Here is a 21,263-nt window from a genome sequence, read left to right on the forward strand (position 1 = left end):
GGGCGGCACGCCGGCACGGGCGGCACGCCGGCACGGGCGGCACGCCGGCACGGGCGGCACGCCGGCACGGGCGGCACGCCGGCACGGGCGGTCGTTCGGGGGTGAGGGGTTAGGCGTTGCGGGCCAGGTGCGTGGTGATCGCGGTGGCGAGGCGGTCGGGGGCGCCGTCCGCATACCCGATGAAGAGCGACGGCTCGGTCAGCTCCAGCTCGACCAGGACCGGCTCGCCGTCCGGGCCGGGGATCAGGTCGACCCGGGCGTAGAGCAGCTGTCGGGTGCCGCCGGGCACCGTCGCAAGGGTCTGCTCGGCCACCGCCAGCTGTTCGAGGCGGGCGGTGCGGGCGGTGATCTCCTCGGCCTTGTAGAGCCCGTCCGGGCCGAGGTCCGGCCCGGACAGCATCGGACCCTTGCGGATCGCGTGGCTGAACGCGAGCCCCTCGGGGCCGGCCAGGAAGAGCAGGGCCGTTTCGCCCTCGGTGTCGACGGCCCGCAGGTACGGCTGGACCATGGTGACCCGGCCGGCGTCGGAGAGCCGGCGAACATGTGCGGCGGCCAGGTCCCGGTGTTCCGGGTCGGCCAGGTCGTACCGGCCGGTGTCCTGGCTGCCGGCGCTGACCGCGGGCTTGAGCACGTACTCGCCGGTTTCGGCGGGCAGCTGCCAGCTCTCCCCCGGCTCGATCCACGACGTCGGCGCGGTTGGCACCCCGGCGGCGCTCAGCTCGGCGAGGTAGCGCTTGTCGGTGTTCCAGCGGACCACGTCCGCCGGGTTGACCAGCGTCGGCACGGTGGCCGCCCAGGACACGAACTCGTCGCGGCGGAGCGCGTAGTCCCAGGGTGAGCGGAGCACGACAAGGTCGTAGGACGACCAGTCGACGTCGGGGTCGTCCCAGACGGCGGTCTGGACGGCGACGCCACGGGCGGCGAGCGGGGCCAGGACCAGCCGGTCGTCCGGGTCGAGGTCGGCCAGGTCGGAGCAGGTGACGAGAGCGACCCGGGGTTCCCCCCGGGTCGACTGGTGATATGTGGTCAATTCAGCTGTCTATTTCAGCGGGCCATCGTGCGCCGGGCCATCGACCGCCAGAGGTCGTTGCTCGGACGCATCTGGTCCATCAGTTCACGCTCCCAGGCGTTCTCGACGGTGACTCCCGCCTTGGCGCACGCTTCCCGGGCGGTGACGGTGTCGTCGGCGAACTGGTCGCCCCACTCGCCGTCGGAACCCACCAGGACGATCCGCGCGCCACGCTTGCCGACGTACTCGATGACCGCCTTCGCGCCGCCGTGTCCGGCCGCGAACGCCTTGAGGCCCGCGACCAGGCCTTGGGGCGCCTGCTCGCCGGTGGTCTGCTCGGCCGTCAGCGTCGTATCGGAACCATCTGCCATGACGCGAAGCCTAAGCAGAGTTGCACCCCGTGGGGCGAGAACCATGAACCTTTTGTGATGCCAATTACCTACAGGTTTAAGGACGACCACAGGTTCACTGTCCGTTTATTTACTGACTTTTACGCTCAAAGCACGTCGGGAAATCACCCTCGAACCACCCCAGGTTGAGCCCATCCGACTCATGCTGAAAGTTACTCTGATGTGACGTTAAACCCGGACAACTCATCCACGTCCATGATTAGTCAGGAGATCATCGGTGCCGCTCGCCAGTCAGAGCCACGGCGTGACTACTGACAAACGATGCGAGGGCCGACGAGCCGGGGCCGCTCCGCGCGGGGAAGCCGACAGCCAGGCGAAGCAGACAGGCGGAGGCCACTGCCGTGGACGTGAAGGGCCAGAGCCGGACCGTGCGGGACGGGTCAGATCAGCGCGTCGAGCGCGACGGCCACGAAGACGATCGTCAGGTACGTCGTCGACCAGTGGAACAGCCGCATCGGCTTGACCGCCTCGCCGCGCGTGGCGCGCCGGCAGAGCCGGTGTGCCTCGACAACGAAGATGGCACCCACCACCAGTGTCGGCACCCCGTAGATCGCGCTGAGCCCCAGCGGCCAGACGGCCAGGGAGGTGAGCACTGTGAGCCACGCGAAGATCAGGATCTCGGCGTTCACCCGGCGGGTCGAGGCCACCACGGGCAGCATCGGAATGCCGGCTCGGGCGTAGTCGTCCTTGTACTTCATGGCGAGCGGGTAGAAGTGCGGCATCTGCCAGAAGAAGACGACAGCGAAGAGCCCCCAGGCGGCCGGCGCCAGCGAGCCGGTCACCGCAGCCCACCCGATCAGCACCGGCGCCGCCCCGCAGGCGCCGCCCCAGAAGGTGTTCGTCGGGGTGGAACGCTTGAGCCACAGGGTGTAGACGAGGTCGTAGTAGGCGATCGCGGCGAGGGTCAGCCCGGCGGCCAGCAGGTTGGTGAACGCCGCCATCAGGGCCACCGACACGGCCGCCAGCACCAGACCGAAGATCAGCGCGCTGCGCGGCGACACGGTGTGCGCCGGCAGCGGGCGACGCTTGGTACGCCGCATCAGCTGGTCGATGTCGCGGTCGATGTAGCAGTTGAGGACGCTGGCCGCGCCGGCGGCGAGCGAGCCGCCGATCAGCACGATGGCCATCAGCCACAGCGACGGCAGCCCACCCTCGGCGAGCATCATCGCCGGGATGGTGGTGACCAGCAGCAACTCGACGATCCGCGGCTTGGTGAGCGCCACGTACGACGACAGGACCGCGCGTACGTCCCGCCGGGCCACCGGGCCCTCGGCCGCCCGCGCCGGGTGTGGCCCGGCCGGGTTGCTCGCGGGGCGCTCGGTGATCATGCTCACGGATTGCCACCTTCCGGCATCGGGCACGGGGAGATCGGATTGGTCGGGACCGCACGGGCCCGCATACCGACCCACACACTACGCGTCGTCGTTTTGGCTGCCCGGCCGACCCGACAACGGTGCGGGCCGTCACACCACAGGGTTGAACCGAGCATCCGGATCGTCACGTAGCGCACACCATGCTGAGATCCCCGGGCGCGCGTTTAGGGACGCTCGATAAGGTCATCGGTGAGGGTTCCGCCCATCTGCCGAGGAGCACAACCATCGTGGCTGTTAAACGACCCGAGCACTCCGCACTGAACTGGTCCGACCTCGATCGCCGGGCCGTAGATACCGTCCGCGTGCTGGCCATGGACGCCGTAGAGAAATCCGGCAACGGCCACCCGGGCACCGCGATGAGCCTCGCGCCCGCGGCGTACCTCCTCTTCAACCGCGTCATGCGGCACAACCCGGCCGACCCGAACTGGCCCGGCCGCGACCGGTTCGTTCTCTCCGCCGGGCACTCCAGCCTGACGCTCTACATCCAGCTGTTCCTCTCCGGCTACCCGCTGAGCCTGGACGACCTCAAGTCGCTGCGGCAGTGGGGCTCGCAGACGCCGGGGCACCCCGAGCACGGGCACACGCCGGGCGTCGAGACCACCACCGGCCCGCTCGGGCAGGGTCTGGGCAACGCCGTCGGCATGGCCATGGCTGCCCGCCGCGAGCGCGGCCTGTTCGACCCCGAGGCCGAGCTCGGCGCGTCCGTCTTCGACCACGACATCTGGTGCATCGTCTCCGACGGTGACATCGAGGAGGGCATCAGCCACGAGGCCAGCGCCCTCGCCGGGCACCAGCAACTGGGCAACCTCACGGTGATCTACGACGACAACGAGATCTCCATCGAGGACGACACCCGGATCGCCAAGAGCGAGGACGTGGCCGCCCGCTACGAGGCGTACGGCTGGCACGTGCAGACCGTCGACTGGCGCAGCGGCGACGCCGACCAGGGCGACTACCACGAGGACGCCGAGGCGCTGTACGCGGCGCTGGTCGCCGCCAAGGCGGAAACCGGCCGACCGTCCTTCATCGCGCTGCGCACCATCATCGGCTGGCCCGCGCCCAACAAGCAGAACACCGGCAAGATCCACGGCTCGGCGCTCGGCGCCGACGAGGTGAAGGCCACCAAGCGGATCCTCGACTTCGACCCGGAGCAGACCTTCCAGGTCGACGAGGACGTGCTCAGCCACGCCCGCACCGTGATGGGCCGGGGCTCCGACGCCCAGCAGGAGTGGACCACCGCGTTCGACGCCTGGAAGAAGGCCAACCCGGAGCGCACCGCGCTCTACGAGCGGCTGGCTGGTCACGTACTCCCCGACGGCTGGACCGACGCGTTGCCGGTCTTCCCCGCGGACGCCAAGGGGGTGGCCACCCGGGCCGCCTCCGGCAAAGTGCTGGAGGCGCTCGCGCCGGTGCTCCCGGAGCTGTGGGGCGGCTCGGCCGACCTGGCCGAGAGCAACAACACCACGATGAAGGGCGAGCCGTCGTTCATTCCGGCCACCCACGCCACCAAGGACTTCCCGGGCCACGAGTACGGCCGCACGCTGCACTTCGGCATCCGTGAGCACGCCATGGGCGCGATCCTCAACGGCATCGCCCTGCACGGTGGCACCCGCCCGTACGGTGGCACGTTCCTGGTCTTCAGCGACTACATGCGTCCGTCGGTGCGGCTGGCCGCGCTGATGAAGCTGCCGGTGACCTACGTCTGGACGCACGACTCGATCGGCCTCGGCGAGGACGGCCCGACCCACCAGCCGGTGGAGCACCTGACCGCGCTGCGCGCCATCCCGGGCCTGGACGTGGTCCGTCCGGCGGACGCCAACGAGACCGCCTGGGCCTGGCGGCAGGCGCTGGAGCACACCGACCGGCCGACCGCGCTGGCGTTGAGCCGTCAGCCGCTGCCGACCATGGACCGCGACGTCCTGGGCGGCGCGGAGGGCGTGGCCAAGGGCGGCTACGTGCTGGCCGAGGCGTCCAACGGCAAGCCTCAGGTGATCATCGTCGGCACCGGTTCCGAGGTGCAGCTCTGCCTGACCGCCCGGGAGCGGCTGGAGGCCGACGGCACCCCGACCCGGGTCGTCTCGATGCCCTGCCAGGAATGGTTCTACGAGCAGGACGAGGCGTACCGGGAGTCGGTGCTCCCGCGCGGGGTAAAGGCACGGGTGAGCGTGGAGGCGGGCATCGCGATGTCCTGGCGCGGAGTCGTCGGTGACCTGGGCGAGAGCGTGAGCCTGGAGCACTACGGAGCGAGCGCCCCGCACACCGTGCTCTTCGAGCAGTTCGGGTTCACCCCCGACCGGATCGTGGCGGCAGCACACGCCTCGCTGGCCCGGGTGGGCGACATCACCGGTTTCACGACCGGCAACTGAGGGAGCGTGGATGGCATGACGGACAAGCTGAATGAGCTCACCGCCGCGGGTGTGGCGGTCTGGCTCGATGATCTTTCCCGGGTGCGTTTGAGCTCCGGCGGGCTGGACCAGCTGCGCCGCGAGAAGCACGTGGCCGGCGTCACCACCAACCCGACGATCTTCGCCAAGGCGCTGAGTGACGCCGACGAGTACAACTGGCAGCTGCACGACCTCGCCACCCGTGGCGTCGAGGTCGAGGAGTCGGTGCGCATGCTCACCACGTACGACGTGCGGTGGGCCTGCGACGTGATGCGCCCGTCGTACGACGGCAGCGACGGTGTCGACGGCCGGGTCTCCATCGAGGTGGACCCCCGGCTGGCACACGAGAGCGACCGGACGGTGGCCGAGGCCAAGGCCCTGTGGTGGCTGGTGGACCGCCCCAACCTGTACATCAAGATCCCGGCCACCGAGGCCGGCCTCCCGGCGATCACCGCCACCCTGGCCGAGGGGATCAGCGTCAACGTCACGCTGATCTTCGGTCTGGACCGCTACTCGGCGGTCATGGAGGCGTTCCTCACCGGTCTGGAGCAGGCCAAGGCGAACGGCCACGACCTGTCCAAGATCGGCTCGGTGGCGTCGTTCTTCGTCTCCCGGGTCGACTCCGAGGTCGACAAGCGGCTCGAGAAGGTCGGCTCCGACCAGGCGAAGGCCCTCAAGGGCAAGGCCGCCGTCGCCAACGCGCAACTGGCGTACGAGCGCTACACCGAGGTCTTCTCCTCCGACCGCTGGAAGGCGCTCGCCGCCGCCGGCGCGCACCCGCAGCGGCCGCTGTGGGCGTCCACCTCGACGAAGAACCCGGACTACCGGGACGTCATCTACGTCGAGGAGCTGATCGCGCCCGGCACCGTCAACACCATGCCGGAGTCGGTCATCCACGCGTACGCCGATCACGGCGAGACCCGCGGCGACACCATCACCGGCGCCTACGACGCGGCTCGGAAGGTCTTCGCCGACCTGGAGTCGGTCGGGGTGGACATGGACGACGTGATCGTCACCCTGGAGCGCGAGGGCGTGGAGAAGTTCGAGGCCAGCTGGCAGGAGCTTCTTGACGGGGTCCGCAAGTCCCTGGAGGCGGCGGCCAAGGGCAAGGGTGCCCCGAACAAGGCGGCCAAGGGCAACGCCAAGGCCGCCGAGAAGGCCGGTGGTAACGCATGAGCGAGCGCAGCGAGCGAAGCGGAGTGACGGCATGAGCGACCTTCTCGCCGGGCCGGTGGAGGCAGCCGCCGGGCTCGCCGTGTACGGAGCCGACGCGGTCGACAAGGCCGCGCCCGCCTCGACTCGGGACGCGTTGGTCAAGGCCGGCGTCCCCGGCAAGCTGGCGGGCAAGGACGCGAGCCTGTGGGGTCCGGACGCCGAAGCCGAGGCGAAGATCCGGCTGGGCTGGGTGGACACCCACCGGCGCAGCCGCGAGCTGCTCGTCCAGTTGGCCGAGCTGACCGCGGAGCTGGCCGACCTGGATCACGTGGTGCTCGCCGGCATGGGCGGTTCGTCGCTCGCGCCCGAGGTGATCACCCGGACGCTGGGTCGCCCGTTGACAGTGCTGGACACCACCGACCCGGGTCAGGTTCGGGCGGCGCTCGGTGACCGGCTGGAGCGCACCGTCGTGGTGGTGGCCAGCAAGTCCGGGTCGACGGTGGAGACCGACAGCCACCGGCGCGCGTACTGGCAGGCGTTCCTGGACGCCGGGATGACCGAGGCGGAGGCCGGCCGGCACTTCGTCATCGTCACCGACCCGGGTTCGCCGCTGGAGACCACAGCGGCCGAGATGGGCGCGTTCACAGTGCTCGCCGACCCGAACGTCGGCGGCCGGTACTCGGCGCTGACCGCGTTCGGTCTGGTGCCCTCGGCGCTGGCCGGGGTCGAGGTGGCGGAGCTGCTCGACCAGGCCGACGCGCTGGCCACGTCGCTCGGCGCGGACCAGAACAACCCCGCGCTGGCGCTGGGCGCCGCCCTGGGCGCCGCGGCAACGCTCGCCCGCGACAAGGTCGCTCTGCTCTCCGATGGCACCGGCATCGACGGGCTCGGCGACTGGGCCGAGCAGTTGATCGCCGAGTCGACCGGCAAGGCCGGGGTGGGCATCCTCCCGGTGGTCGTGGAGTCTCCGCAGAGCCCCGGCGCCACCGGCGCGGACGTGCTGACCGTCAGCTACGGCGGCGCGCTGGCCCCCGGTGACATGCCGGGCGGCGGGACCAACCCGGACGTGGCCGTCAACGGCCCGCTGGGCGCGCAGTTCCTGGCCTGGGAGTACGCCACCGCGGTGGCCGGCGTGGTGCTCGGCATCGACCCGTTCAACCAGCCGAACGTCACCGAGTCCAAGGAGAACACCAACAAGATCCTGGCCTCGGGCCTGCCGGCGGAGACGCCGTCGTTCACCGAGGGCGCGATCGAGGTGTACGCCCCACAGGGCGCCCCCGGGGACCTGGCCGGTGTGCTGCGCTGGCTGCTCGACGGGCTGGGCGACGACGGTTACCTCGCGGTGATGGCGTACCTCGACCGGTTCGCCGACGCCGACACGGCCCGGCTGCGGTCGCTGCTGGCGCAGGCGGGCGGCCGGCCGGTCACGTTCGGCTGGGGGCCGCGCTTCCTGCACTCGACGGGCCAGTACCACAAGGGCGGCCCGCAGGTGGGCAGCTACCTCCAGGTGACCGGCGCGGTCGCCGAGGATCTGGAGGTGCCGGGCAAGCCGTACACCTTCGGTGAGTTGCAGGCGGCGCAGGCCGCCGGTGACCGGCAGGCTCTCGCCGGTCGGGAGCGGCCGCTGCTGCGGTTGCACCTGACTGACCGGGCCGCCGGTGTCGCCCAGCTACTGGACGCGGCCGGTGATCTGCGGGCGTGAGGATGGACGACGTGACTGAAGCGGAAGCGAGGGGGCGCCGTGAGCGCGAGGAGTGAGTCGGGTTTGCGAGCCCCGCAGTCGCGAACCGACGATGGCTCGGTGAACCCGCTGCGCGACCCGCAGGACCGCCGGTTGCCCCGGATCCCGGAGCCCTGCGCTCTGGTGATCTTCGGGGTGACCGGCGACCTGGCCCGCAAGAAGCTGCTCCCCGCGGTCTACGACCTGGCCAACCGAGGGCTGTTGCCGCCCGGCTTCGTGGTGCTCGGTTTCGCGCGCCGCGACTGGGGTGACGGCGACTTCGAGACGTTGGCCTGCGAGGCTGCCCGCAAGCACGCCCGCACCCCGTGGCGGGACGAGGTGTGGGCGCGGCTGGCCGGCAACATCAAGTTCGTCGGCGGGTCGTTCGACGACGACGCCGCCTTCGACACCCTCGCCTCCACGCTCGACGATCTGCGTCAGACCCACGGCATCACCGGCAACGCGGCGTTCTACTTCTCCATCCCGCCGGCCGCGTTCCCCGTCGTGCTCAAGCAGTTGGCCCGCACCGGGATGGCCGACAACGACAAGTCCGGCGGTTGGCGCCGGGTCGTCGTGGAAAAGCCGTTCGGTAACGACCTGCCCTCGGCGAAGGCGCTCAACGACCTCGTCGACGACGTGTTCACCCGGCAGGACGTCTTCCGGATCGACCACTACCTGGGCAAGGAGACGGTTCAGAACATCCTCGCCCTGCGGTTCGCCAACAACCTGTTCGAGCCGCTGTGGAACTCCAAGTACGTCGACTCGGTGCAGATCACCATGGCGGAGGACGTGGGCATCGGCACCCGCGCCGGCTTCTACGACACCGTCGGCACCGCCCGCGACGTGCTGCAGAACCACCTTCTTCAACTCCTCGCCCTGGTGGCGATGGAGGAGCCGACCAGCTTCGACGCGGACGAGATCCGGACCGAGAAGCTGAAGGTGCTCAAGGCCATCACCCTGCCGAAGGACGTCGCCCGGGACACCGTGCGCGGTCAGTACCTGCCGGGCTGGGTCGGCGGCGAACGCGCTGTCGGTTACCTGGACGAGCGGGACGTCCCCGCCGGCTCCACGACGGAGACGTACGTGGCGGTGCGGTTGGGCATCCAGAACCGCCGCTGGGCGGAGGTGCCGTTCTACATCCGGGCCGGCAAGCGGCTGCCCCGGCGGGTCACCGAGGTCGCCATCATGTTCAAGAAGGCGCCGCACCTGCCGTTCAACGACGCCGACATGGAGTCGCTGGGCAACAACCAGCTGGTCATCCGGGTGCAGCCGGACGAGGGCGTGGTGCTCAAGTTCGGCTCGAAGGTGCCGGGCACGACAATGGAGGTCCGCGACATCGCCATGGACTTCCAGTACGGCGAGGCGTTCACCGAATCCAGCCCCGAGGCGTACGAGCGTCTGGTGCTGGACGTGCTGATCGGCGACCGCACCCTCTTCCCGGACGCGGCCGAGGTCGAGCAGAGCTGGCAGGTGATCGACCCTCTGGAGCACGCCTGGGAGGGCACCACCCCGGAGCCGTACCGGGCCGGCGAGTGGGGCCCCCGGGCCTCCGACGAGATGCTGGCCCGTGAGGGCCGCGCCTGGAGACGAGCATGATCGGGCTGTGGGACACCACCGGCAACGAGGTGGTCAAGGCGCTCGCCGCCGAGCGGCGCAGCGCCGGCGGGGTGGCCAGCGGCATGGCGCTCACCCTCATCGTGGTCGTGGACGAGAAGCGGGTCCGGGAGGCGGAGGCCGCGGCGACGATCGCGGCCGCCGCGCACCCGTGCCGCCTCCTGGTGGTGGTCCGCTCGGAGATCGAGCGGGACCGCAACCGACTGGACGCGGAGATCGTGGTGGGTGGCCGGCTCGGCCCGTGCGAGGCGGTTGTCACCCGGATGTACGGCCGGTTGTCCCTGCACGCCGAGTCGGTAGTGATGCCGCTGCTCGTTCCCGACGTACCGGTTGTCACCTGGTGGCACGGCGAGCCACCGGCGGAGATCGCCACCGACTTCCTCGGGGTGGTGGCCGACCGGAGGATCACCGATTCCGCGCAGGCCGCCGACCCGGTGGAAGCGCTGCGGCAGCGTGCCCGGGACTACGCCCCGGGCGACACGGACCTGGCGTGGACCCGGATCACCCCGTGGCGCACCCTGGTCGCCGGGGCGTTCGACACCACCAGCGAGCGGGTCACCGAGGCGACCATCGTCGCGCCTCCCACCGACCCGACGGCGGCGCTGATGGCCGGTTGGTTGTCCAGCCGGCTCGGCATCACCCCACGCCGGGTGGACAGCGACGAGTTCCCTCGGATGCGGGAGGTACAGCTCAGCTGCGCCAACGGCGACCAGCTGACGTTGACCCGCGAGGACAGCCTGGCCGTGTTCCGACGGACGGGCCAGGACGACCGGGCCCTGCCGCTGGTGCGCCGCCCACTCGGCGACGAGCTGGCCGAGGAGCTGCGCCGGCTCGACGCCGACCAGGTGTACGCGGAGGCGCTGGGCGCGACGGTCGGGCTGCGAGGGCTGGAGCAGCGCCCCCCGCAGCGGGTCCACGTCTGGAAGGATCCGGCCACCGCGCAGCGCGCCGAGGCCGGGGTGACCGCGCACATCGGCACGAGCGGCGAGGGCTGAGCCCTCAGCCTGGGCACACCGTCGGGCAGGGCCGGTACGCACCGGCCCTGCCCCGCAATCTCCGGGGTTCTCGCCCCGACCACCTCGGGCACACCGCCCCGGGCACGACAGCGACCGCCTCGCGGTCCGGAAACGAAGGCGCAACCATGAGTGAGGCGAGTGTCGCCGTCCACGCCGACGCCGACCTGCTGGCGCAGGCCGTGGCGGCCCGGTTGCTGGTGAAGCTGCTCGACGCCCAGGCCGACCGGGGCGAAGCCTCGGTGGTGCTCACCGGAGGTCGGGTCGCCGCGGCCGTGTACCGGGCGGTGGCGACGCTGCCGGCCCGCGACGCGGTGGACTGGTCCCGGGTCGACGTGTGGTGGGGCGACGAACGGTTCCTGCCCGCCGGTGATCCCGACCGCAACGAGACGCAGGCCCGCGCCGCCCTGCTGGACGTGGTGCCACTGGATCCGGCCCGGGTGCACGCCATGCCGGCCTCGGACGGCCCGGCCGGCAACGACCCCGAGGCGGCTGCTGCCGCGTACACGGAGGAACTGGCCCGCGCCGCCCGGCCCGGGCACGCCACCCTGCCGCACTTCGACGTGCTGATGCTGGGCGTCGGCGAGGACGGCCACGTGGCCTCGGTCTTCCCCGAGCACCCGGTGGGTTACGAGACCCGGCCCGTGAGCGCGGTGCGGGGCAGCCCGAAACCGCCGCCGACGCGGACCACCCTCACCCTGCCGGCGATCAACACCGCCGAGGAGGTCTGGCTGGTGGCCGCCGGCGCCGACAAGGCTCGCGCGGTGGGTATGGCGTTGGCGGGCGCCGGGCCGGTGCAGTTGCCGGCGGCCGGCGTACACGGCGTGAACCGTACCCGCTGGCTGCTGGACCGGGCGGCCGCAGCCGACGTACCCGTCCGACTGCGCAGCCTGCGCTGAGCGCGGGGAGGAGCCCGCTACTCGCCGCGTCGACGGCGTAGTGCGGCGAGCGCCTCGGCGAGCAGGGCCTCCCCCTCCTCGGCGGTGCGCCGCTCCTTCACGTACGCCAGGTGGCTCTTGTACGGCTCGGCGCGGACCCGACCCGGCGGGTTCTGAGCGTCCCGACCGGCGGGTAGGCCACAGCGGGGGCAGTCCCACACAGGTGGCGGTTCGACGTCCGCGGCGATCCGGATGTCGACCCGGTGGTCGTTACGGCACCAGTAGCTGACGTCCTGTCGGGGGGCGGGTTGGTGCCGCTCGTCCGGGCGCATCGGTGCGGACCCGACCCGGGCTCCCCGGATAACGTTGCCATTCGGCACGGCTGCTCGCTCCTGTCGTCGGAGGGGACCCGCCGTCTTCGGGGGTGGAGCGGCGGGCGACGCGGTGCAGCGGAGAAAAGCCTGCGCGCGGCCCGTCGAGTGACGAACCGCGCGCAGATTGTACGACTTACTGAGCCTGCTCAGGCGCCGCTGTTCATTTGGAGGCGCAGCCAGAGCCCGAGGCCGACGATGGCGGCGAACCAGACGACGCTCACCAGAACGGTGTAGCGGTCCAGGTTTTTCTCCGCGACCGAGGAGCCGGCAAGGCTGGAGCTGACGCCACCGCCGAACATGCTCGACAGACCGCCACCCTTGCCGCGGTGCAGCAGGATCAGCAGGGTGAGCAGAATGCTCGTGATGACCAGCAACACGATCAACGTGTATGCGAACCAGATCGGCATGGCTGGGGTCAGTTCCTCTCGTAGCGATCCTCGCCCGGTCTGATCGGGCACGGCGGCACCGACCGGCGGACGGGCGGTGTCAAGGATACCGAGCGATCAGCGGGCGAGGTGCTCCGGGAACCGGCAGATCTGAGCGAATTCCTCGGCGTCCAGGCTGGCGCCCCCCACGAGGCCCCCGTCCACGTCCGGTTGGGCCATGATCGAGGCGATGTTGGACGCCTTGACCGAGCCGCCGTAGAGGACCCGAACCTGGTCGGCGGTCTCCTGGTCGAAGCGTTCCGCCAGTCGCTGACGCACCGCCCCGCAGACCTCCTGGGCGTCGTCCGGGGTCGCGGTCTTGCCCGTGCCGATCGCCCAGACCGGCTCGTACGCGATCACGACCTGCCGAACCTGCTCGGGGGTGAGCCCGGCCAGGCCCCCGTCGAGCTGGTCGGAGCAGTGCGCCACGTGGGTGCCCTGCTCGCGGACGTCCAGCCCCTCCCCCACGCACAGGATCGGCGTCAGGCCGTGCGTGAGCGCCGCCTTGACCTTGGCGTTGACCAGCGCGTCGTCCTCGTGGTGGTAGGCCCGCCGCTCGGAGTGCCCGACCACCACGTACGTGCAGCCAAGCTTGGCCAGCAGCGGCCCGGAGATGTCCCCGGTGTACGCGCCGGACGCGTGCGGGGAGAGGTCCTGCCCGCCGTAGCCGATGAGCAGCTTGTCCCCGTCCACAGCGGTCTGCACGGTGCGCAGGTCGGTGAAGGGCGGCAACACGACCGTCTCGACGTCGGTGAGCTGCTTCTCGGTGAGGCTCGCCGCCAGCTTCTGCACCAGCAGGTTGGCCTCGAGGTGGTTGAGGTTCATCTTCCAGTTGCCGGCCATCAGCGGCCGGCGGGTGGTGCTCGACATTCAGTTCTCCAGGGCCGCGATGCCGGGGAGGGTCTTGCCCTCGAGGTATTCCAGGGAGGCGCCACCGCCGGTGGAGATGTGCCCGAAGGACGACTCGTCCAGCCCCAGGGCACGGACGGCCGCCGCCGAGTCACCGCCGCCGACGACGCTGAACGCGTCGGCCTTGGTGATCGCCTCGGCGATCCCCCGGGTGCCCGCCGCGAAGGCGGGCATCTCGAACACGCCCATCGGGCCGTTCCAGAAGATCGTCTTCGCCTGGGACAGTGCGGCACTGAAGCCCGCCACCGTCTCCGGGCCGACATCCAGGCCGAGGCGGTGGCTCGGGATGCCGTCGACCCGCACCGTGTCGTGCGCCGCGTCCGGAGCGAACGCGTCCGCGACCACCACGTCGACCGGCAGCATGATCTTGCCGCCGGAACGCTCCAGCAGGTTCCGGCAGGTGTCGACCATGTCCTTCTCGAGCAGCGAGGTGCCCACCTCCAGGCCCTGGGCCTTGAGGAAGGTGAAGCACATCCCGCCGCCGATGAGCAGCCGGTCGACAGTGGGCAGCAGAGCCTCGATCACGGCGAGCTTGTCGGACACCTTCGACCCACCGAGCACCACCACGTACGGGCGCTCAGGGTCACCGGTGAGCTTGGAGAGCACCTCGACCTCACGCAGCACCAGCCGGCCCGCGACGTGTGGCAACCGGGCCGGCACGTCGAAGACACTGGCGTGCTTGCGGTGCACGGCACCGAACGCGTCGTCCACGTACGCGTCGCCGAACGCGGCGAGCTGGTCGGCGAAGGCACCCCGCTCGGCCTCGTCCTTGCTGGTCTCACCGGCGTTGAAACGCAGGTTCTCCAGAAGGGCGACCTGACCGTCGGCCAGGTCGGCGACCGTGGAGCGGGCGGAATCACCGACGGTGTCGGTGGCGAAGTGCACCGGCGCGCCGAGCAGCTCACCGAGCCGCCCGGCGACCGGGCCCAGGCTGAACTGCGGGTCCGGAGCGCCCTTCGGGCGGCCCAGGTGCGAGCAGACGACAACCTTCGCGCCGGCCTCGACCAGTGCGCCGAGAGTCGGCAGCACCGCGCGGATCCGGCCATCATCACTGATCGCACCGGTCTGCTTGTCGAGCGGGACGTTCAGGTCGGCGCGCACCAGCACGCGCCGACCCGACACCCCCTCGGCGAGCAGGTCGTCGAGGGTCCGGATGCTCACAGCGACGAACCGACCAGCTTGACGAGGTCGACGAGCCGGTTGGAGTAGCCCCACTCGTTGTCGTACCAGCCGACGACCTTGACCTGGTTGCCGACGACCTTGGTCAGCGGCGCGTCGAAGATGCACGACGCCGGGTCGGTCACGATGTCGCTGGAGACGATCGGGTCCTCGTTGTAGACCAGGATGCCCTTGAGCGGGCCGTCCGCGGCGGCCTTCAGCGCGGCGTTGACCTCGTCCACGGTGGTCTCGCGACCCACGTTGACGGTGAGGTCGGTGACCGAGCCGGTCGGGATCGGCACCCGCAGGGCGTACCCGTCGAGCTTGCCCTTGAGGTCCGGCAGGACCAGGCCGATCGCCTTGGCGGCGCCGGTCGAGGTCGGCACGATGTTCAGCGCGGCGGCCCGGGCACGACGCAGGTCCGAGTGCGGCGCGTCCTGGAGGTTCTGGTCCTGGGTGTACGCGTGGATCGTCGTCATCAGACCGTGCTGGATGCCGAACGTGTCGTGCAGGACCTTCGCCATCGGGGCGAGGCAGTTGGTGGTGCACGAGGCGTTGGAGATGATGGTGTGCTTCGCCGGGTCGTAGGTGTCGTGGTTGACACCCATGACGACGGTGACGTCCTCGTTCTTCGCCGGGGCGGAGATGATGACCTTCTTGGCCCCGCCGTCGACGTGCGCCTTGGCCTTGGTGGCGTCGGTGAAGAAGCCGGTCGACTCGATGACGACGTCGGCGCCGACCTCGCCCCACGGCAGCTTCGACGGGTCCTTCTCGGCGTACGCCTTGATGGTCTTGCCACCGACGGTGATCTCGTCGGCGGTGGCCTTGACCTCGTACGGCAGGCGGCCGAGGATGCTGTCGTACTTGAGCAGGTGGGCGAGCGTGGCGTTGTCGGTCAGGTCGTTCACCGCCACGACCTCGATGTCGGCGTCAGACGCCAGCACTGCCCGGAAGAAGTTACGGCCGATTCGGCCAAAGCCGTTGATGCCAACCCGGATGGTCACAGGTCCCATCTCCTCGCGTTCTGGTCCGCCGGCTTCAGACAACGGGCCGGCGGGAATGGTGTGCGCCGACCGTTGGAGCCGGCCGTCGACGGTTCATCTCGGCCACCCCGCCGCGCGGTCTGAGGACCTGACCGCCCGAGGCGGTGGGGCACGACGAGGAGTGCCGGTGTCGGCCCCCTTGCCGTACGCAGCGACCCTATCCGAGCGTGCGAGACCACGCTGCGCCGGGTAGTGCTCCCGGGCGCACCGTGCGGCCCCACCGTCCTATCAGACCACGAGCATGTCGGGCGTGACGGCTGCTTCCGTATCCGGGATGCCAAGGTCGCGGGCCCGCTTGTCGGCCAGCGCCAGGAGCCGGCGGATCCGCCCCGCGATGGCGTCCTTGGTCAGCGGGGGGTCGGCCAGGGCCCCCAACTCCTCCAGCGACGCCTGCCGGTGCTCCAGACGCAGCCGACCAGCGTCGGTCAGGTGGTTGGGCGCCTCGTCGGCGAGGATCTCCAGCGCACGGGTGACCCTGGCGGCAGCGGCGACCGCCGCCCGCGCCGACCGGCGCAGGTTGGCGTCGTCGAAGTTGGCGAGCCGGTTGGCGGTGGCCCGCACCTCGCGGCGTACCCGGCGCTCCTCCCAGGCCAGCACGCTGGAGTGCGCGCCGATCCGGGTGAGCAGCGCGGCGATCGCGTCACCGTCCTTGACGACCACCCGGTCCACCCCGCGTACCTCGCGGTTCTTCGCGGTGATGCCGATGCGGCGGGCCGCGCCGACCAGCGCCAACGCCGACTCCGGCCCCGGGCAGGTGATCTCCAGCGCGCTGGAGCGGCCCGGCTCGGTGAGCGAACCGTGGGCCATGAACGCGCCCCGCCACGCGGAGACCGCGCAGCAGACGTTGGCCGCCACCACGTGCGGGGGCAGCCCGCGCACCGGGCGACCCCGCACGTCGAGCAGGCCGGTCTGCCGCGCCAGGGCCTCGCCGTCCTTCACCACCCGCACGATGAAGTGGCTGCCCTTGCGCAGCCCACCGGAGGCCAGCACGTGGATCTCGCTGGGGTAGCCGTAGACCTCGGCGACCTCCCGGCGCAGCCGCCGGGCCACCGCCCCGGTGTCCAGTTCAGCCTCCACCACCACGCGGCCGGAAACGATGTGCAGCCCGCCAGCGAAGCGCAGCAGCGCGGCCATCTCCGCCCGCCGACAGCAGGGCTTGGGCACGTCGACCCGACTCAGCTCGTCCTTGACCGCGGCCGTCATCGCCATTGTGCGTCCCCTCACGGACCTGTTCCGGCGTGTCGCCGGAGATTACGTACGTGTCTAACGATCGGCACCCAGGACAGGCACCAGCGCGGCGCCCAGGGCAGCCGGATCATGGCGGGGAGTCCCGTCGACAACGGCGACGGGGGCGAGGACCAGGCGGGCACCCAGCGATTCTGCCGCACGTTCGACCGGTTCGGGGTCACCCACCGCCTTGGCATCGGCGAGCACAAGATCGACCTTGAGTTCGGGCAGGTACCAGTGCAGCGCCGCGAGATGATCGGCGACGGAGAGCCCGAGGGTCTCCTTCTCCGCGGCGAGGTTCAGCGTGACCAGCCGCCGGGCCGAGGTGGACACGATCGCGTCGGCCAACTGCGGCACCAGCAGGTGCGGAAGCACACTCGTGTACCAGCTGCCCGGCCCGAAGATCAACCAATCGGCCGCCCGGATCGCCTCGATGGCCTCGGCGCACGCCGGTGGGGCGCTCGGGGTGAGGCGCAACGACTCGACCCGGCCGGTGGTGACGGCCACCTGGTGCTGGCCACTGACAGTGCGCACCTCGTCGGGGGCGGCCGGGTCGGCACCGCGTACCCGCGCCTCGATGCCGACCGGTTGGCGGGACATCGGCAACACCCGGCCCACAGCGCCGAGCATGGCGCCGGCGTGCTCCAGCGCGGCCACCGGGTCGCCGAGCAGCTCCATGAGGCCGCAGAGCACCAGGTTGCCCACGGCGTGCCCGGTCAGACCGTCGGTGCCGGCCGACGCCCCGTCGGTGCCGCGCGGGGCCGCGCCGTCCCGGTCCGGGTCGCCGCCCGCCGCCGGGCCCGAGCCGGTCGCGCCGGGCCCGGGTACGCCCACCGGTACGGCGGCGAAGCGGTGCTGGAACAGCCCGGCGCTGCGCCGGGTGGCCGGGTGGTCCCCGGCCAACGCCACCAGCGCCTGGCGCAGATCTCCGGGCGGCAGGCCACCCCGCTCGGCCCGCAGCCGACCACTGGAACCACCGTCGTCACCCACCGTGACCACCGCGGTGATGTCGAGGTCGATTTCGGGAGCGCAGTGGCGCAGCGCACGCAACGAGGCGGACAGGCCGTGCCCGCCGCCGAACGCCACCACCCGCCGGGCCGTCATTCCCGCCCCAGGTCGCGGTGCTGGGCGTTCGCCGCCAACCCGGAGTGACGCAGTCGGCTGGCCAACTCCTCGGCGATGGCCACACTGCGGTGCTTGCCGCCGGTGCAGCCCACGGCGACGGTGAGGTACCGCTTGCCCTCCCGCTCGAAGCCGGTAGTGGTGGCGTTGACCAGGTCGGCGTACGAGGCGACGAAGGCGTCCGCGCCCTCCTGGCCCAGCACGTACGCGCTGACCGCCTCCTCCCGCCCGGTGTGCTCCCGCAGTTCCGGCACCCAGTACGGGTTGGGCAGGAAGCGGGCGTCCAACACGAAATCGGCGTCCGGCGGCAGGCCGTACTTGAAGCCGAACGACAACACCGTGACCCGCAGCCGGCGGGCGTCCTCGCCGCCGAACAGCTCCTCGATGCGGCGCCGGAGCTGGTTGACGTTCAGGTGGCTGGTGTCGATGATCACGTCGGCCTGGTCACGCGCCTCCTCCAGCAGGCCGCGCTCCACGGCGATGCCGTCGGCCAGCCGCCCGTCACCCTGCAACGGATGCGAACGCCGAACGCTCTCGAACCGCCGGATCAGCACCTCGTCGTCGGCGTCGACGAAGACCACCCGGGGCGAGAATCCGCGCTCCTTGAGCTCCCGGATCGCCCCGGCCAGGTCCGTGGAGAAGGCCCGCGACCGCACGTCCAGCACCATGGCGGTACGCCGGGCCGCGCCGCCCGCCTTGAACGCCAGCTCGGCCATGTCCAGCATCAGGGCCTGCGGCAGGTTGTCCACGACGTAGTAACCGACGTTCTCCAACGCCCTGGCCACAGTGCTGCGGCCACCCCCGGAGAGGCCGGTGACCACCACCAGGGTGGTCTCCGACTCAGCCGTCATCTGCTCGTCATCGGCATCCGGGCCGTCGATCCGGTCACCGGCTGTGCGCGCCTCGCTCACCCGTACCCCCAAGCCGTGGCGCCGCGGCCGCCCTCGGCCGCGATTGGTCAATCAGCGACTCTATCCCGCCGCCAGGTCGCGGCCCGGCACCCGTGGCCGGACGGCGACCGCGGACCGTTTCGAGGGTCGCCCTCCCGACAGCGCACACGCTTGATGACGATCAGTAGTTGTCAATACGCTCAACGTGATCGTCGCAGGTCAGACCGACATCTGGAGGATGCGATGCACGACCTGGCGGACAAGAACAAGTACGTCGGCTTCCTGTTCATGCGAATCAGCCCCGAGTACTTCGCCCTCGGTCGCGAGGGCATCCACGAGATCTCCGCCGAGCACGCCCGCGACCTGGGCCGCTTCGCCAAACAGCTCACCCACGTCGTGTGCACCGGAGTGAACGGCAAGTACGACCAGGTCACCATGGTCGAGGCCGACACCCTCGAGGAGATCAACGCGGCGGCCACCGCCTTCCGCATGGGCAACAAGGCCCGCTACATCGAGATCGTCGACATCGTGGTCGGGATGAAGGCCCCGCCGCGCGGCCTGGCCAACAGGTCCCGCCAGCCCGGCTGACCGCCTCGCCCGTCCGGCCACCCGACCCGGGTGCGCCGGACGGGCGCTGTCGGCGTCGGCTCGTAGACTCCCCGGATGGCCTCTCCCACCGACCTGCGTACCGCCTCCGACGCCCTGGACGTGCTGGGCCGGGTCTTCGGCTACGACGCGTTCCGTGGTTTCCAGCAGGACGTGATCAACCATGTGGTCGCTGGCGGCGACGCGCTGGTGTTGATGCCCACCGGTGGCGGCAAGTCCCTGTGCTACCAGATCCCGGCCCTGGTCCGTGACGGGGTCGCCGTCGTCGTGTCCCCGCTGATCGCGCTCATGCAGGACCAGGTGGACGCCCTCACAGCGGTCGGCGTACGCGCCGGGTTCCTCAACTCGACCCAGACCCTGGACGCCCGGCGGCGGGTGGAGGCCGCCTTCGTCGCCGGCGAACTGGACCTGCTCTACCTGGCCCCGGAGGCGCTCGGCGTCCGATCCACCCTCGCCCTGCTCGACCGGGGCCGCATCTCCCTCTTCGCGATCGACGAGGCGCACTGCGTGTCCCAGTGGGGGCACGACTTCCGCCCCGACTATCTCGCGCTCTCGATGCTGCACGAACGCTGGCCGCAGGTGCCCCGCATCGCCCTGACCGCCACCGCGACCAGCGCCACCCGCACCGAGATCGCGACCCGGCTCAAACTCGACGACGCCCGGCACTTCGTGGCCAGCTTCGACCGGCCCAACATCCAGTACCGGATCGTGCCCAAACGGGAGCCCCGCAAGCAGTTGCTGACCCTGCTGCGCGACGAGCACCCCGGCGACGCCGGCATCGTCTACTGCCTGTCCCGGGCCTCGGTCGACAAGACCGCGGAGTTCCTCACCGCCAACGGGGTCGCCGCGCTGCCGTACCACGCGGGGCTGGACGCGGGCACCCGCGCCCGCAACCAGCAGCGCTTCCTGCGCGAGGACGGCCTGGTCATGGTGGCCACCATCGCCTTCGGCATGGGCATCGACAAGCCCGACGTGCGGTTCGTCGCCCATCTCGACCTGCCCAAGTCCGTCGAGGGCTACTACCAGGAGACCGGCCGCGCCGGCCGGGACGGCCTGCCGTCCACCGCCTGGCTGGCGTACGGGCTCCAGGACGTCGTCCAGCAACGCAAGATGATCGAGACGTCCGACGGCGACCTCGCCCACCGCCGCAACCTGGCCGCGCACCTGGACGCGATGCTCGCCCTCTGCGAGACGGTGCGCTGCCGGCGGGTCCAACTGCTCGAATACTTCGGCGAGACGACCACGGCCGCCTGCGGCAACTGCGACACCTGCCTCACCCCACCGGAGTCCTGGGACGGCACCGTAGCCGCCCAGAAGTTGCTCTCCGCCGTCTTCCGCCTCGACCGCGAACGCAACCAGCGCTTCGGCGCCGGGCACTGCGTCGACATCCTGCTCGGCAAGCAGACCGACAAGATCAGCCAGTACGGTCACGACTCGCTGACCGTCTTCGGCATCGGCTCCGAGCTCAGCGAGGCCGAGTGGCGGGGCGTGGTCCGGCAACTGCTCGCCGAAGGGCTCCTCGCCGTGGAGGGCGACTACGGCACGCTGGCGCTGACCGAGGCGAGCGCCGACGTCCTCGCCCGCCGCCGTACGGTCACCATGCGCCGTGAGCCGGAGAAGCCGGCATCGAGCCGATCATCGAAGCCGCGCGGCGCGTCCACCGTCGTGGCCGAGCTGACCCCGGCCGCCGCGTCGCTGTTCGAGCGGCTGCGAGCCTGGCGCGCGACCACCGCCAAGGAGCAGGGCGTCCCGGCGTACGTCATCTTCCACGACGCCACGCTGCGACAGATCGCCAGCGACGCGCCCAGCACACTGGCCGACCTGTCCCGGGTCAGCGGGGTCGGCGAGAACAAACTCGCCAAGTACGGCGAGCAGATCCTGGCCGTCCTCGCCACCGACTGAGCTCACGCCGAAGGGCCGGACCCCGTGATGGGGGTCCGGCCCTTCGGTCAT

19 protein-coding genes are annotated in these 21,263 nt (G+C 71.0%); 8 read left to right on the forward strand and 11 right to left on the reverse strand.

The features are described from left to right. Window positions 1-109: 109 nt before the first annotated feature. The 3 genes from OHB44_RS24215 to OHB44_RS24225 all read right to left on the reverse strand — a co-directional run bounded on the left by OHB44_RS24215 (window position 110) and on the right by OHB44_RS24225 (window position 2,753). Window positions 110-1,030 (reverse strand): ATP-grasp domain-containing protein, encoded by a 921-nt coding sequence (locus OHB44_RS24215; protein ID WP_330438389.1) that lies wholly within the window; start codon window positions 1,028-1,030, stop codon window positions 110-112. A gap of 14 nt (window positions 1,031-1,044) precedes the next feature. Then, window positions 1,045-1,380, reverse strand: a complete 336-nt coding sequence (locus OHB44_RS24220) for a hypothetical protein (RefSeq protein WP_238685511.1) — start codon at window positions 1,378-1,380, stop codon at window positions 1,045-1,047. A gap of 419 nt (window positions 1,381-1,799) precedes the next feature. Continuing rightward, complete coding sequence (locus OHB44_RS24225) at window positions 1,800-2,753, reverse strand: heme o synthase (protein WP_238685512.1); 954 nt, start codon at window positions 2,751-2,753, stop codon at window positions 1,800-1,802. Between the two features lie 266 nt (window positions 2,754-3,019). Here OHB44_RS24225 and tkt point away from each other — a divergent pair, with 266 nt between their 5' ends. The 6 genes from tkt (at window position 3,020) to pgl (ending at window position 11,577) form a co-directional block, all read left to right on the forward strand. After that, the gene (gene tkt, locus OHB44_RS24230) at window positions 3,020-5,158 is read left to right on the forward strand and encodes a transketolase (protein ID WP_266304953.1); all 2,139 of its coding nucleotides are present in this window, start codon (window positions 3,020-3,022) and stop codon (window positions 5,156-5,158) included. 15 nt (window positions 5,159-5,173) lie between these two features. Further along, window positions 5,174-6,352, forward strand: coding sequence for a transaldolase (gene tal, locus OHB44_RS24235; RefSeq protein WP_330438390.1), 1,179 nt, complete (start codon window positions 5,174-5,176; stop codon window positions 6,350-6,352). A 31-nt stretch (window positions 6,353-6,383) separates the two neighbouring features. Then, on the forward strand, window positions 6,384-8,033 hold the full coding sequence (locus tag OHB44_RS24240) for a glucose-6-phosphate isomerase (RefSeq protein WP_238685514.1): 1,650 nt from the start codon (window positions 6,384-6,386) through the stop codon (window positions 8,031-8,033). Between the two features lie 99 nt (window positions 8,034-8,132). Then, window positions 8,133-9,647 carry a glucose-6-phosphate dehydrogenase gene (gene zwf, locus OHB44_RS24245; RefSeq protein ID WP_238685515.1) on the forward strand — a complete coding sequence of 505 codons (1,515 nt, stop codon included), beginning with the start codon at window positions 8,133-8,135 and terminating at the stop codon, window positions 9,645-9,647. Next, the gene (locus tag OHB44_RS24250; protein WP_238685516.1) at window positions 9,644-10,660 is read left to right on the forward strand and encodes a glucose-6-phosphate dehydrogenase assembly protein OpcA; all 1,017 of its coding nucleotides are present in this window, start codon (window positions 9,644-9,646) and stop codon (window positions 10,658-10,660) included. Before zwf ends, OHB44_RS24250 begins: the two co-directional genes overlap by 4 nt. Window positions 10,661-10,806: 146 nt before the next feature. Continuing rightward, entirely contained in the window at window positions 10,807-11,577 is a 771-nt protein-coding gene (gene pgl / locus OHB44_RS24255) for a 6-phosphogluconolactonase (protein WP_238685517.1), read from the forward strand. Between the two features lie 17 nt (window positions 11,578-11,594). Here the strand turns inward: pgl and OHB44_RS24260 are convergent, their stop codons facing one another. From OHB44_RS24260 to rapZ, 8 genes are all read right to left on the reverse strand, one after another. After that, the gene (locus OHB44_RS24260; RefSeq protein ID WP_112588349.1) at window positions 11,595-11,936 is read right to left on the reverse strand and encodes an RNA polymerase-binding protein RbpA; all 342 of its coding nucleotides are present in this window, start codon (window positions 11,934-11,936) and stop codon (window positions 11,595-11,597) included. A gap of 140 nt (window positions 11,937-12,076) precedes the next feature. Then, window positions 12,077-12,337 (reverse strand): preprotein translocase subunit SecG, encoded by a 261-nt coding sequence (gene secG, locus OHB44_RS24265; protein WP_030337344.1) that lies wholly within the window; start codon window positions 12,335-12,337, stop codon window positions 12,077-12,079. A gap of 96 nt (window positions 12,338-12,433) precedes the next feature. Then, entirely contained in the window at window positions 12,434-13,225 is a 792-nt protein-coding gene (gene tpiA, locus OHB44_RS24270; protein ID WP_238685518.1) for a triose-phosphate isomerase, read from the reverse strand. Beyond that, a complete protein-coding gene (locus OHB44_RS24275; RefSeq protein WP_238685519.1) occupies window positions 13,226-14,425 on the reverse strand; it encodes a phosphoglycerate kinase in 1,200 nt (399 codons plus the stop codon). Further along, entirely contained in the window at window positions 14,422-15,426 is a 1,005-nt protein-coding gene (gap, locus tag OHB44_RS24280) for a type I glyceraldehyde-3-phosphate dehydrogenase (protein WP_238649250.1), read from the reverse strand. Before gap ends, OHB44_RS24275 begins: the two co-directional genes overlap by 4 nt. Window positions 15,427-15,693: 267 nt before the next feature. After that, window positions 15,694-16,674, reverse strand: coding sequence for a DNA-binding protein WhiA (gene whiA / locus OHB44_RS24285; protein ID WP_210785006.1), 981 nt, complete (start codon window positions 16,672-16,674; stop codon window positions 15,694-15,696). Window positions 16,675-16,728: 54 nt separating this feature from the next. Beyond that, window positions 16,729-17,796: a gluconeogenesis factor YvcK family protein gene (locus OHB44_RS24290; RefSeq protein WP_238685520.1), complete on the reverse strand. Its 1,068-nt coding sequence runs from the start codon at window positions 17,794-17,796 to the stop codon at window positions 16,729-16,731. After that, window positions 17,793-18,665: an RNase adapter RapZ gene (rapZ, locus tag OHB44_RS24295; protein ID WP_238685551.1), complete on the reverse strand. Its 873-nt coding sequence runs from the start codon at window positions 18,663-18,665 to the stop codon at window positions 17,793-17,795. The genes OHB44_RS24290 and rapZ overlap by 4 nt, the downstream gene beginning before the upstream one ends. 282 nt (window positions 18,666-18,947) lie before the next feature. Here rapZ and OHB44_RS24300 point away from each other — a divergent pair, with 282 nt between their 5' ends. Both OHB44_RS24300 and recQ read left to right on the forward strand, forming a co-directional pair. Next, complete coding sequence (locus OHB44_RS24300; protein ID WP_266304950.1) at window positions 18,948-19,292, forward strand: hypothetical protein; 345 nt, start codon at window positions 18,948-18,950, stop codon at window positions 19,290-19,292. A gap of 75 nt (window positions 19,293-19,367) precedes the next feature. Continuing rightward, window positions 19,368-21,212, forward strand: a complete 1,845-nt coding sequence (gene recQ / locus OHB44_RS24305) for a DNA helicase RecQ (protein ID WP_330438391.1) — start codon at window positions 19,368-19,370, stop codon at window positions 21,210-21,212. The last annotated feature ends 51 nt before the right edge of the window (window positions 21,213-21,263 follow it).

Source organism: Micromonospora sp. NBC_00821, from assembly GCF_036347035.1.
Classification (GTDB): Bacteria; Actinomycetota; Actinomycetes; order Mycobacteriales; family Micromonosporaceae; genus Micromonospora; species Micromonospora hortensis.